We start from the raw sequence: 13928 nt of genomic DNA, 5'->3' as shown, positions 1-13928 counted from the left end.
TGGCTTTTTAGCTCAGCCATTATTGCCACCATGCCTTCGCAGGCTGAGGCTCCGCAATCGCCAAGCGTTGACCAATCTCAGGGCTCACTAACGTTACACCGCGCTCTTCACTGATATCTAACGCGCGTTGCATCGGCTCATTCCAATCATGCATCGATAAATCAAACGTACTGTTGTGAATTGGCATCATCACTTTGCCCTGCACATCAATGTGTGCTTGAACGCTTTGCTCTGGGAACATGTGAATGTCTGACCAAAGTTCATTGTATGCGCCGGTTTCGATCATAGTGAAGTCAAACGGACCGTACTTTTCACCAATCTCTTTAAAGCCATTGAAGTAACCAGAGTCACCACTGAAGAACACTTTGTGTTGTTGTGCATTAATAACCCAACTGCCCCACAGTGTCGTATCGCGGTCTGTCAAACCTCGACCGGAGAAATGCTGAGTCGGAGTCAATGTATATTCAATACCGTCGACAGAATGTGACTCCCACCAATCTAGCTCGATCACTTTCTCCTTCGGCACACCCCAATTCACCAGTAATTGGCCAACTTTTAACGGTACCAAGAAAGTGCCCACCTTGTCGCCTAGCACTTTAATAGAAGCTTTATCTAGGTGATCGTAATGGTCATGACTGATCACCACCACATCGATAGTTGGCAAATCTTCTATCGTGATGGGGGTTTGGTGAAAGCGTTTTGGCCCTGCCCATTGTACAGGAGACGCGCGATCACTGAATACAGGGTCGGTCATCACCAGTTTTCCATCGAGCTTCATTAATACGCTTGAGTGACCCAGACGATAGATGACGTCATCTTGCTCTTCTAACAGTTGCCGCGCTGTGATCGCATGCACTGGAATTTCAATCGTTGGTGTTGGGTTAAGGCGCTCAGTCGTAAAATACGCTTTCATGATTTCGAACATGTCGCCCAAACCGCTTTTGTATTCCAACTCTGTATTTGCAAATTTGTCCGGGTATGTTGGCGCTTTTTCAGTATCAACATTAGAACAAGAAATCATTGATGTACCCATCGCGAACGCTCCTACTGTGGCTAGCAAAGTTTTTTTCATAAAAAGTTAACCCGAACAAAAGTAAACTACACGGTGCAGTTTACATTCTAATTATCAAAAGTAAACTACTTAGTGTAAAATAGATCAAGAAATGATCTTCTTAACTTAGCAAGCTTATGAATATAAAAAGAAAAAGTCGTAGCGAAACCAAAAGAGAAGCCATCTTGTGCGCGGCAAGGCAAGCGTTCCAAGAGTTTGGGGTGCAAAACACCAGCATGGATAAGCTCTCTGCAATCGCACAAGTCTCTAAGCGCACGGTCTATAATCACTTCCCTTCTAAGGAAGCGATCGTGACGGAGTTGCTGACTGAGCTTTGGCGTTCGTCAATGATGGAAAGCGATATTAAACGCTTGGCCACTCTGCCACTCAAAGATCAATTGATTGAATTACTCTACAGCGAGATCATTGTGGTGACGGAACCAAACTATATTGAGCTGGCAAAAGTGGCATTTGGGCACTTCTTATTTAAGCCAGAAGATCTCAAAGAACAAGCAGAACAAATGTCGAAACAGGAAACCGCCCTGTACCGCTGGCTTACGGAGAAATCGAACAGTGGCGCTTTGCAAATTGATGATGTACATATAGCAAGCACTCAATTGCACAACTTACTTAAAGGCAGTGCATTCTGGCCGCAGTTAATGGGAATTCGCCCCTCTTTGTCGAATGAAGAATCTAGGCTGTTAGCTACCCAAACGGCGGAACTTTTTTTAAGTCACTATCAAAACAGCTAAAAACAGCGGTCAAATTGGCCGCTTTTTTAAGCGATAATTCGTGACAAAGCGATGAAATTTTTGCTCAATTTTATTTATCTCACCCTTGACAGTCTCATACCGCAAGGCGTGAGCGTTCGATAAAATATTTTTGTCGTGTCGACGATGCTTTTTCGTTTTCATCTCACAAAAAAACGCCCTAAGGTGCGCACCTCTGACGACGTGGTTGTTCAACCACAATTCTAAATCGTTGAAGTAAGTAGGTTATGTCATAACATGATCACCTGCCTACTGCATTCTATGCTCTATACTTATATTTTAATTTGGTACTGACTTACTAAGGAATTGCCATGCGTATTGCTATTCTCTCTCGTAATGAGAATTTATATTCAACCATGCGCCTAAAACAGGCGGGTGAAGAACGTGGGCATCAAATCGATGTGATCGACACGCTTCACTGTTATATGGACATTACGAGCAACAACCCTAAGATCCGCTACAAGGGTGAAGAATTACCGCAATACGATGCTGTTATTCCACGTATTGGGGCATCTATTACGTTTTACGGCACTGCTGTTGTACGTCAGTTTGAAATGATGGGTACATTTTGTGTCAACGAATCTGTCGCGATCAGCCGCTCTCGTGACAAGTTGCGCTCATTGCAACTGCTATCACGTAAAGGCATCGGTTTGCCACGCACTGGCTTTGCTCACCATCCTGACAACATTCAGGACGTGATCAAAAACGTTGGTGGCGCACCTCTAGTAATTAAATTGCTAGAAGGCACTCAAGGCATTGGTGTTGTACTTGCTGAAACAAATAAAGCGGCAGAAAGCGTGATTGAAGCTTTCATGGGTTTGAAAGCTAACATCATGGTGCAAGAATTTATCGAAGAAGCAAAAGGCGCGGACATCCGTTGTTTTGTTGTCGGAAATAAGGTGATTGCCGCAATGAAGCGCCAAGCAAAAGAAGGCGAGTTCCGTTCTAACCTTCACCGTGGTGGCTCTGCACAACTCGTGCGTTTGAGCAAAGAAGAGCGTGCGACCGCTGTAAATGCAGCGAAAGTGATGGGCTTGAACCTTTGTGGTGTGGATATCCTTCAATCTAAAAATGGCCCAGTGGTAATGGAAGTGAACTCTTCCCCTGGTCTAGAAGGCATCGAACTAGCAACGGGTAAAAACATTGCAGGTATGATCTTCGATTTTATCGAGAAAAACGCTAAGCCAAATTCAAACCGTACTCGCGGTAAAGGTTGATTTTTGTTTAACGCACAAGAGAGCCAAAAACCGGCTCTCTTGTTACTCGTCGCTAGGATGACACTATGAATCAGAAAATGATCATTGGGAATGCCGAAGCTATTTGCTTGCCAGAGTTAGGGATTACTCACCTTGAAGCGCGTATTGATACAGGCGCTCAAACCTCTTCATTACATGTAGACAATATTGATTGCTTTGAAAAAGATGGTCAGTCTTATGTTGCATTCGATCTACACCCAGATGTATACCATTTAGAACAAGTGGTTCGCTGCACAGCGAAACTAAAAGCAAACCGTAAGGTTAAATCTTCTAACGGTACTTTTGAGCACCGCTGCGTGATCACAACGATACTGCGTATGGGCGACCAACAATGGCCAATCGACATTACGTTGACTAACCGTGAAAAAATGACTTACATGATGTTGTTAGGTCGTCAGGGCATGGCAGACAAAGTGCTCGTTGATCCTAGCCAATCTCACTTATTGGCATCTTAACCCCGTAGCTTCAGATGAGTGATCGAACGTTTTTGTTGAGCATCACTCGTCTGGCTTTATCCTCGCCTACTTCCTACGAAATAACGCAAACAACAATCCCTTCGCTTTAACTTTTGTCACTCGCCAGTGCGTCATTGGCTTAGTCGGCGCTGTATTCAAAATGTGCTGATACGCTTTTTCATCCAAAGTCACCTCTCCCCCATGTGCCAAAAGCAAACATTGCGGATTCATCTCAAACACACGCTTTAATGATTGCCGATATTGATTCGGATGAAATATGGGAAACGGCGCAATCAGATGCTTTTTCACCTGCACCATTAAATCCGCCACATACAACACATCTTGTTCAGAATGATAAACCGACAGATCTCGGTCGGTATGCCCTAGCGTTTCTAGCACCTGCCAATCATCAAATCCAGGAATAAACTGTCCATCAATAAGTTCAATATCTGGCTTTAGCTTGCGGGAATACCACAGGTTTTGCTTTGGTTTACGCATCCGATTCGCCATCCAGCGTGCTAACATCAAATCGGTCAAATGCATTAGCCAACCGTCTACACCGCTATACCACTGGTTCTCTCGCTTTGCGGCCAATAGCTTGCATCCTGTTAAATCACGTAGTTTGTGCGCACCACCAGCATGGTCTGGATGCATGTGGGTCACAACAACCAACTTTAGGTCAGAAAAAGGACGATGGAGTTGATGTTCAATAAAGTCTTTAAGATGAGGGATGTCTGCTCGACTGGCACCATCAAGCAACAATAATTTATCGGGATATTCGGCGAGATACATGGTCTGAATGTACCCCTGAATTCTGTGCAGCTGCAAAATATGTCCTTATTTTAGTGAGATGCTTCATGACCGAATCCTTACTGGTCAGACCAACTATAACAGCAGAATGGACGCTTCGGTAAACAAATATTCACACGTAGCGACGACAACAAATCATAATCGAGATGATAGATTTTAATCATTAGACTCAAGGGCCCTTTTATCCGTTAATGCGCGCACACGGAGTTCGTGTCAGGGTATGAGGTAAATACCTCATGATTTGCTTTTTTGTACTTTTCCTTCTAATTAATTAAGGAGTTAAGTACATTTTTGTGAGAATCGAGTTGGAAAAAGCAACTAAATTAGACCGCATCCGCGCGGACTACAACGTTCACTACTGGAGCCAAGGTTTCTACGGCATTGATGACCAAGGCGAAGTATATGTATCACCACGTAGTGATCGTGCACATCAAATCCCTTTCAGCGCTATTGTAAATGAGCTAGAAGCGAAGCAGTTAAATCTGCCTGTATTAGTACGCTTCCCGCAAATCGTGCACCAACGTGTGCATGGTATTTGCCACGCATTCAACCAAGCAATTGAAGAATACCAATATCCAAACAAATACTTGTTGGTGTACCCAATTAAAGTAAACCAACAACGTGAAGTGGTGGATGAAATTCTAGCGAGCCAAGCTCAACTAGAAACCAAGCAGCTTGGTCTTGAAGCGGGTAGCAAGCCAGAATTATTGGCGGTACTTGCATTGGCTCAACAAGGTAGCTCCGTGATCGTGTGTAATGGCTACAAAGACCGTGAGTATGTGCGTCTTGCACTGATCGGTGAAAAGCTGGGTCACAAGGTATTCATCGTATTAGAGAAGCTTTCTGAGCTGGATCTGGTACTAGAAGAAGCGAAAAGTTTGGGCGTAAAACCGCGCCTTGGTTTACGCATTCGCCTCGCCTCTCAAGGCGCAGGGAAATGGCAAGCAAGTGGCGGTGAAAAATCGAAGTTTGGTTTATCAGCATCGCAAGTGCTTAGCGTTATTGAACGTCTTAAACGCGAAGGCAACCTAGACGCGATGCAACTGGTTCACTTCCACCTTGGTTCACAGATGGCAAACATCCGTGATGTACGCAATGGTGTGAACGAGTCTGCACGTTTCTACTGCGAACTACGCGCACTCGGTGCAAACATCGAGTACTTCGATGTGGGCGGCGGCTTGGCAGTGGATTATGACGGCACACGCAGCCAATCATCGAATTCGATGAACTACGGCCTTGCAGAATACGCACGTAATATCGTGAACACAGTGGGCGATGTGTGTCTGCAATACGAACAACCAATGCCAGTGATCATTTCGGAATCGGGTCGCTCGCTAACAGCGCACCACGCTGTATTGATTTCTAACGTAATTGGTACCGAGTCGTACCTACCGGAAGAAGTACATGAGCTTGATGAGGACGCTCCGCTGTTGCTACAAAACATGTGGCGAAACTGGGAAAACTTACAAGATGGTACAGACGCTCGTGCGTTAATTGAGATTTACAATGATACCCAAAGTGATTTGGCAGAAGTGCACTCTCAATTTGCTACAGGCGTGCTTAACTTGGAACAACGTGCGTGGGCAGAACAATTGTCACTGCGCATTTACTTCGAATTAAGCCGCAAGATGAGCACTAAGAATCGCTTCCACCGTCCGATTCTGGACGAGTTGAGCGAACGTCTTGCGGATAAGTTCTTCGTGAACTTCTCTCTCTTCCAATCTCTACCAGATGCTTGGGGTATTGATCAGGTGTTCCCTGTTCTGCCACTTTCTGGTCTGGGCGAGGCGGAAGAGCGTCGTGCAGTGATGTTGGACATCACATGTGACTCTGATGGCGCGATCGATCACTACGTTGATGGTCAAGGCATCGAGAGCACGCTACCTGTACCAGCTTGGAGCAAAGACAAACCGTACTTAATGGGCTTTTTCCTAGTAGGCGCATACCAAGAAATCCTTGGTGACATGCACAACCTATTTGGTGATACCCACAGTGCTGTAGTCAATGTTGATGAACACGGTCAATTTGAGATCAGTTACATCAACGAAGGTGATAGTGTAGAAGACATGATGCGCTACGTTCATATCGACGTGGATGCGATTCGTGACAATTATAAACAATTGGTTTCACAGCGAGTTGAAGCCAATGAACAAGCACAAATCCTAGCAGAACTAGAACAAGGTCTAGCAGGATACACCTATTTAGAGGACTTCTGATATGAATGATTTGTTTACTAAAACTGATTATTCGCTTTACTCCAACTCTATGTCGTTTTTACGTCTGCCGTACATTCGTAACCCGGTATCGGCAGACGCAGACGTTGTGGTGTTGGGAGTCCCTCTGGACATGGCAACATCTGGGCGTCCAGGTGCGCGTATGGGTCCAGATGCAATTCGCCGTGCCTCAGTCAACTTGGCATGGGAAGGTAAGAAGTTCCCGTGGAGCTTCAACGTATTGGATAAACTGAAAGTGATCGACGCAGGTGATCTCGTGTTCGATTGCGGTGATGCGGAAGATTTTACTTACCGCCTTGAAGCGGCAACCAGTGAAATTCTAAAAAGTGGTAAAACCATGTTGGGATTGGGCGGTGACCACTTCATCACGCTACCTATCCTACGTGCCTATGCGAAGCATCATGGCCAAATGGCGTTGATTCACTTTGATGCTCATACGGACACCTATGCAAATGGCAGTTCATACGACCACGGTACGATGTTCTACCATGCGCCGAAAGAAGGTTTGATCTCAGCAAAGAACTCAATACAAATTGGCATTCGTACGGAGTACAAACAGCAAGATCACGGCTTCAATGTGATTAATGCGATGCAAGCGAATGACATGTCGGTGAACGAGATCCTAGAAGAAATTCGTCGCACCGTCGCAGACAAGCCAGTATATGTCACTTTTGACATCGACTGCTTAGACCCGGCCTTCGCACCGGGAACTGGTACACCAGTTTGTGGTGGCTTGAACTCAGACAAAGCGCTGAAAATTATTCGTGGTTTAGCCGGCATGAATATCGTGGGTATGGATGTTGTCGAAGTATCGCCTCCATACGACCACAGTGATGTTACCGCACTAGCGGGAGCAACCATCGCACTAGAAATGCTTTACGCATACGCATCTGAGCGCGAATAGACATAATCATTTCTAAGGGAGCTTCGGCTCCCTTTTCTTTCTGATGCCTTCCTCTACCTTTTATTCACTCGTTTCATCTTGAACTCAGATCAACCGAGCAGACGCTTTATTTTTGCACTTTAACCATTAAAAACAGTTACCTATAAGGCTCATACTATTCACGAAAAGCAAAAGATTTAACGTAAATAGACAAAGAAATGCACCGCTTTTTGAAAACAAAATCGGATTAGTTTTTCTAATTTAAATCATAGATTTTTATCTTGCTCGACTTCACACTTTTCGATTGCTAATTATACAAGCAAGCACTATTATCTCGCGCAAATATCCCCGCAACACAAGAAGTCAGTTGGCACTCTGTAAAAGAGCGCTAAGGGTTTTTACGTCTTAAACTTTTTGGAGAGATACGCAAATGTCTGCTTCGTTTCCATTAGCGAAACTTACCTTTTTAATCGCTATATTGACTGCCGTGGGTCAAATGACCCAGACAATGTACGTGCCTTCAATCGGTCATATGGCGGGCGAGTTTTTGGTATCTGCGTCATCACTTCAAGCTGTGATGGCTTGTTACCTGATCCCATATGGCTTGTCGCAATTTGCGTATGGCACACTATCGGACCGCTTGGGACGCAAACCGATCATCATCGTCGGGCTGCTTATCTACATCGCGGGTACACTGGTAGCATTATTTGCACATCAATTTGAATGGTTCTTGATTGGTAGCTTTATCCAAGGCTTAGGTATTGGTTGCGGCGGTGCGATGTCACGCACTCTGACTCGCGATTGCTTTGAAGGCTCTGATCTACACAGAGCAAACAGCTTAATTAGCATGTGTGTGATTTTCTCACCATTAATGGCACCAGTATTAGGCGGCTACCTAACAGAAGCTTTCGGATGGCGGTCAAGCTACTTGTTCTTAGCGCTATTTGCTATCGCGGTTGTGATCACCATGATGACAAGCATGATGGAGACGCTACCAAAAGAGAAACGCAAATTCGAACCAGTAGCCAAAAGCTACAAACACGTTTTGTCTGACCGTCGCTTTCAAGGCTTTTTGATTTGCCTGGTTGCAACATTCGCTGGTGTGGGTGTATTCGAAGCGGCGGCTGGGGTGTTGTTAGGTGGGGTATTAGAATTACCAGCAACAACGGTAAGTTTGCTGTTTATATTGCCGATCCCAGGTTACTTGGTGGGCGCAGGCTTATCTAGCTATATAGCAAGACGTCGCTCTGAGCGTCGTGCTCTAAATGTAGGCTTGGTCTCTATTTTTGTGGGCTCTGCTATTGTGCTCATCCCAGGCTTGTTTGGTTTAACCACAGCATTAACGCTGGTTGGAGGCGCAACCGTGTACTTTTTGGGTGCAGGTATTCTCTTCCCAGCAGCAACAACTGGAGCGATTGCGCCATTCCCATACCATGCAGGAACAGCAGGCGCGACATTGGGTGGCATGCAAAACTTGGGGGCAGGTGTAGCAACTTTGCTCGCGTCACTATTTCCAGCGCATAACCAGATGCCTTTGGGCATTTTGATGATGGCAATGTCGGTAATTGCAATGCTTGGGTTAATGTGGGTGAATCGAGCACACAATCACTCAAACGAAGTACCGCAAGTTATCTGATCATTATCAGCTTACTTTCAAAATCCAAAAGGGACACACTCAACAAGTGTGTCCCTTTTTTCATATCACACTATATCGATTTCCCGATGAGAGTGATTTAACTTTCGAATTGATATTTGTTAAAAATAACAGCTGCTTACACAATGTGTTTTCAGCTTCCTTCAAATTGAGAAGCCAACTCGAAAATATTGAGGATTCTCACTTTTTCGGCATACCCCATAACAAAGAATGGACAACTGAAAACCACTAACAAAATGAAAGCCCAGCCCTCAGGATGAGGCCACTTGGGTGTACAATAAGGATAAAATCAGATGCGTTTCACTTTAACTACGTTGGCCGTCTCGGTCGCGCTTGTCGCCGGATGCAGCAATCAAGGAATCCCCAGCATGACTCAATACTCCCAAACACAGATCGTTGCTCAACAAACTCAAGCTCCGGTTGCGAAAAAAGTCCCTCACTCGATGACTATTCATGGCGATACCCGCGTTGATAACTACTACTGGATGCGTGACGACGAACGTAAAGACCCTGAAATTTTACAGCACCTAGAGAAAGAAAATCAGTACGCAGAAACCGTTCTAAAGCACACTGAAACACTTCAAGATACGCTATTTGAAGAAATTAAAGGGCGCATCGCAAAAGACGACAACTCAGTACCGGTTCGTAAAGGCAACTACTTCTACTCCAGTGAAGTGACCGGAGATAACGAGTACGAAGTCCATTTGCGAGCTAAAGACTTTGCAGGCAAAGACAAACAAATCATTTTAGATGTCAATGAACTTGCAAAAGAACATGAATTTTTCAGTATCGGCGGCCTATACGTTAGTCCGAATGAAAACTTATTGGCGTATGGCGAAGATACATTAAGCCGCCGCGTGTACACCCTTAAGATCAAAGACCTGACAACAGGCAATTACCTACAAGATGAAATCGAAGGGGCCTCAAGCGCTGTCGCATGGCAGAACGATAACAACGCCTTTTACTACATCAAAAAAGATCCACAGACCTTATTGGGCTACCAAGTTTATCGTCATGTATTGGGCACACCACAAAGCAGCGATGAGCTGATTTTTGAGGAAACCGACAGCGCCTATTACACCTCACTAAGCAAAAGCAAAGATGGCGAAGATATTTATATCTGGCATTCGAGTACAGAAACCAGTGGGGTCTCTATTATTGATGCGAACAACCCTAAAGCAAAGGCGAAACCGTTCTATCCTCGTGAAGATGGCATTGAATACAGTATTTCTAAGCTAGGCGATTGGTACTACATTTATACTAACTATCAAGCCGTCAACTTCCGTTTGATGAAAGTTCATCAAAATGACATGCATGACCGCTCTAAATGGCAAGATGTGATTGCGGCAGACAACAACACTCAACTTGTCGACTTCGAGTTATTCGATGATCACATCGTCTATGAGCAGCGCTCTAACGGCCTAGCAAGCGTCACTGTACGTCAGCTTTCAACAGGAAAAGAATTCCCCCTCACATTTAATGACGATGCGTTTGCTGCCTATTTGACAGGTAACCTAGAGCTGGATAACGAGAAAGTTCGTATTTATTACAGCAGTTTAACCACTCCAGGAACCTACTACGATTTCGATCTAAAAACGGGCGGGTCAGAAGTCATGAAGCAAACACCTGTACTTGGTGATTTTAATCCTAACAATTACCAATCAGAACGCATCATGGTCACAGCCCGTGACGGTAAAGAAGTACCCGTTTCTTTGGTGTATCGTAAAGACTTATTTAAGAAAGATGGTACGAATCCACTCTACCAATATGGTTATGGATCTTATGGCGCAACCATTGAGCCAACTTTCCGCTCGACACGTTTGAGTCTGTTGGATCGCGGCTTTGTTTACGCCATTGCTCATATTCGTGGATCTGAAATGCTTGGCCGCCCTTGGTATGAAGACGGTAAAAAACTAACCAAGCAAAACACATTCAACGACTTTATTGATGTGACTAAAGGTTTGGTTGAACAAGGCTACGGCGCGAAAGATAAAGTCTTCGCTGTTGGTGGCTCTGCAGGAGGTCTCTTAATGGGGGCTATCATCAACCAAGCACCAGAACTGTACCGCGGTATCGGTGCACATGTTCCGTTTGTGGACGTGGTAACCACTATGCTCGATGAATCAATTCCATTGACCACCAATGAGTATGATGAATGGGGTAACCCAAATAACAAAACATACTATGACTATATGTTGAGTTACTCGCCTTACGACAACATCAAGGCGCAAAACTACCCGAACATGTTGGTAACGACTGGCTTGCACGACTCTCAAGTACAGTACTTTGAACCAATGAAGTGGGTCGCCAAACTTCGTGAAATGAAGACAGACGATAACGTCTTGTTGTTCAAAACCGATATGGAAGCCGGACACGGCGGCGCATCTGGTCGATTTAAGCGCTTAAAAGAAGATGCGCTAGAGTATGCCTTCTTCCTCGATTTACTCGATAAAAAATAAGCGTATTAATAGAACTGCATCTCTTCTAACAACAAAAATGCCCGCAAGTTGCGGGCATTTTTTATAGACGCACTCTCTAAACAAGGAGTGGGGTTACCTAAGCACAGAACGACCAGCGTCTCTTATAGCCAAAGGAAAGCAGAAAGAAAAACGCCTACTCACAACGAGTAGGCGTTAACACAATAAATGTGTTTAGGCAGTAGAAACTGGCCTATTTATTAGAAGTAGTAACGAGCACCTAGAGTCCAGTAGTCGTTCTCTTCATTGTTGTAGTCGTTACCTAGGTCAAACTGGTAACCAGCGAAAGTAACGAATGCAGGAGTTACTGCGTACTCTGCTTGTAGCGCAGTTTCGCTTGAAACTGTCTTGTTGTCTTTGTCGTCTTCTACACCTTCGTAGTTAACGCTGAACGTCCAATTGTTGACTCCGTACGCTAGTAGGCCCTCAATCTGAGTAGTTTCTTCACGCATCTCGTAGAAGTATTCGTTCATGCCGTATACAACAGCTGCGTACAGACCAGAGCCATACTCACCGTAATTTACAGAAACAAGGTGTGATTCAGCAGTTTTAGTACCTAGACCAGAATTCTCAACATCACCGCCGCTGTATACGTAGCCTAGACCAAAGCCAGCTACAGAGCCGCTCAGTGCGATTTGACCACGTTGGTCATACTTGCTGCCTTTAGAAACGTATTCTGGAAGACCTGTGTTAGGGTTTTGTTGTAATGATAGGCCTCTATCATCATTTTCACCTTGCCAACCAAGACCTAGGTTGAAAGCAAAACCTTCGCCAAACTCAAAGCTTTTACGGTAGCTGATCATTTTTTCAGCACGACCAGTACCTAGATTGTTGTGATTGTCGTACAAAAAGTCGTTCGCGAACGCGATTGGTAGATCCGCAACGCCAGCGACATCGTAGTACGGAGACCACTGTGTACCTCCCACTAAACGGCCAAACTGCTGGTGGGTCGCGCCGATGTAGCCCAAACGAGTTGAAAACGACTGGCTACCACCATTTAGGTAGTTAAGTGCCCATTCGCCTTTAGCGTCGATAGTGATACCGTTGCCAATGTCTTTCTTGCCCGCAACATTGATACGTGGAGACACTTGGTGAACTTTTACTTCTTCTTCGAAATACTCACCCACGCCAACTGAAACGTGACCGCCGATCGATAAAGATGTACCGTCGCTGTTGTAAACTTCTGCTGCGAAGGCCTGTGAACCACATGCTAGTGCCGCCACTGCAACGGCTAGAGTTTTCATTTTCATTGTTAACATCCGTATAGTTGTTTGTACCGGTTCGCTTAGAAACAGATTAAATCCGAATCAATCGCAACGAACACATAACAAAGTAGTAATGAAATAGAAATGAAACAAATACTTTCTTATGCAACCAGTGGTATCAATGCTCACATTTTGAACTTAATCACAAAAAAATAGGGAACTTTTCATTCCCCATCATAAAATCTGTGGCTTTTTACGTGTCACATCTCCCAACGTGCGAGTGGCTTCTCAGTTTTGATACCGTTACTGCCCCAGCGGTCAATAACATCAATTTGCAGTATGCGGCTCGGTTTAATAAGCGATGTCAAGGTTTTCGACGGTCGTTTATCCGTCACTAACCATAGCGTTTTATCTTGTTCAAACTGAGCTTTTAAAAATAATTTGTCTTCTTCTGTCCACTCAAGTTCCGGCTTAAATTCGCGCCCAACCACAAACAATTGGTTGCCAGAGGCAAAGTCCTCTAATGACTCACTCATCAGTACCACTGAATCGATGCCTTTATCGAAGATCTCTGCCTGTTGTTGGTTGATCAGTTCACGCACATTGAGCATAAGAGCCTGTTGATTCGTTTGAATCGCCTTTTGGTGTTCAGGATATACACGTTGTAGATCCTCTCCAACAATGCCCGCCATTCGGATTAAGTTTGTAGGGTTCAGCCATGCGTACTTCGATGTTGACCCGTTTTCCAATGTCAGTACTGCAACTCCTTGAGCTCTAGGAGAAATGGCCTGCGATGCATCGATTTCAATCAAGTGAATGTTGCCCTGTCGAGCGTAAACATAAGTCGGGTCTTGTTTCCAAATCGCACCAAGAGTAATAGCAACCGTCGCGACTTGACCCGCTTGCTTAACTTGCTCTGTACCTTTATTTGCGAACCAGTTCTCAAGACGCTCAACGCCGTAACGCTTTGGAGGCAGATACTGAGTCTCTATCCCTGTACCTTTCATGAGTTGCTCAGACAACATGTACGTGACGGGAGTGCTGGTTAAAATGTCTTTGGCGCTTGCCAACGATGGAAGTGTTGTCGCTATAACCAAACCATAAGTTATCGCTAATTTTTTTATCTTCATGTT

General features: G+C 44.8%; 11 protein-coding genes. 7 read left to right on the top strand and 4 right to left on the bottom strand.

Features of this window, described 5'->3' with window-relative positions; genetic code table 11:
* Positions 1-19 precede the first annotated feature (19 nt).
* Complete coding sequence (locus R7Q48_RS00175; RefSeq protein WP_031780877.1) at positions 20-1033, bottom strand: MBL fold metallo-hydrolase; 1014 nt, start codon at positions 1031-1033, stop codon at positions 20-22.
* A 155-nt stretch (positions 1034-1188) separates the two neighbouring features.
* On the opposite strand from R7Q48_RS00175, the gene R7Q48_RS00170 reads away from it, so the two are divergent.
* From R7Q48_RS00170 to R7Q48_RS00160, 3 genes are all read left to right on the top strand, one after another.
* Positions 1189-1803, top strand: a complete 615-nt coding sequence (locus R7Q48_RS00170; RefSeq protein ID WP_256903381.1) for a TetR/AcrR family transcriptional regulator — start codon at positions 1189-1191, stop codon at positions 1801-1803.
* Between the two features lie 329 nt (positions 1804-2132).
* Positions 2133-3038: a 30S ribosomal protein S6--L-glutamate ligase gene (gene rimK, locus R7Q48_RS00165; RefSeq protein WP_005374224.1), complete on the top strand. Its 906-nt coding sequence runs from the start codon at positions 2133-2135 to the stop codon at positions 3036-3038.
* 65 nt (positions 3039-3103) lie between these two features.
* Positions 3104-3532, top strand: coding sequence for an ATP-dependent zinc protease (locus tag R7Q48_RS00160; RefSeq protein ID WP_005374226.1), 429 nt, complete (start codon positions 3104-3106; stop codon positions 3530-3532).
* A gap of 66 nt (positions 3533-3598) precedes the next feature.
* Here the strand turns inward: R7Q48_RS00160 and R7Q48_RS00155 are convergent, their stop codons facing one another.
* Positions 3599-4324, bottom strand: coding sequence for an MBL fold metallo-hydrolase (locus R7Q48_RS00155; protein WP_044129549.1), 726 nt, complete (start codon positions 4322-4324; stop codon positions 3599-3601).
* 323 nt (positions 4325-4647) lie between these two features.
* Between R7Q48_RS00155 and speA the strand changes: the two genes are divergently transcribed.
* From speA to R7Q48_RS00135, 4 genes are all read left to right on the top strand, one after another.
* Complete coding sequence (gene speA, locus R7Q48_RS00150; RefSeq protein ID WP_031778854.1) at positions 4648-6558, top strand: arginine decarboxylase; 1911 nt, start codon at positions 4648-4650, stop codon at positions 6556-6558.
* Between the two features lies 1 nt (position 6559).
* Positions 6560-7480, top strand: a complete 921-nt coding sequence (speB, locus tag R7Q48_RS00145; RefSeq protein ID WP_005374233.1) for an agmatinase — start codon at positions 6560-6562, stop codon at positions 7478-7480.
* A gap of 409 nt (positions 7481-7889) precedes the next feature.
* The gene (emrD, locus tag R7Q48_RS00140; protein WP_005374234.1) at positions 7890-9095 is read left to right on the top strand and encodes a multidrug efflux MFS transporter EmrD; all 1206 of its coding nucleotides are present in this window, start codon (positions 7890-7892) and stop codon (positions 9093-9095) included.
* Between the two features lie 311 nt (positions 9096-9406).
* Positions 9407-11572, top strand: a complete 2166-nt coding sequence (locus tag R7Q48_RS00135; RefSeq protein ID WP_082245213.1) for a S9 family peptidase — start codon at positions 9407-9409, stop codon at positions 11570-11572.
* 218 nt (positions 11573-11790) lie between these two features.
* Here the strand turns inward: R7Q48_RS00135 and R7Q48_RS00130 are convergent, their stop codons facing one another.
* Positions 11791-12840, bottom strand: coding sequence for a porin (locus tag R7Q48_RS00130; protein ID WP_005374238.1), 1050 nt, complete (start codon positions 12838-12840; stop codon positions 11791-11793).
* Between the two features lie 215 nt (positions 12841-13055).
* Entirely contained in the window at positions 13056-13925 is an 870-nt protein-coding gene (locus R7Q48_RS00125; protein WP_318132088.1) for a metal ABC transporter solute-binding protein, Zn/Mn family, read from the bottom strand.
* Positions 13926-13928 lie beyond the last annotated feature (3 nt).

The sequence above is a fragment of the Vibrio sp. 378 genome, from assembly GCF_033339435.1.
The sequence above is the reverse complement of the archived record's forward strand: the minus strand, read 5'-3'. Positions and strand labels throughout refer to the sequence as shown.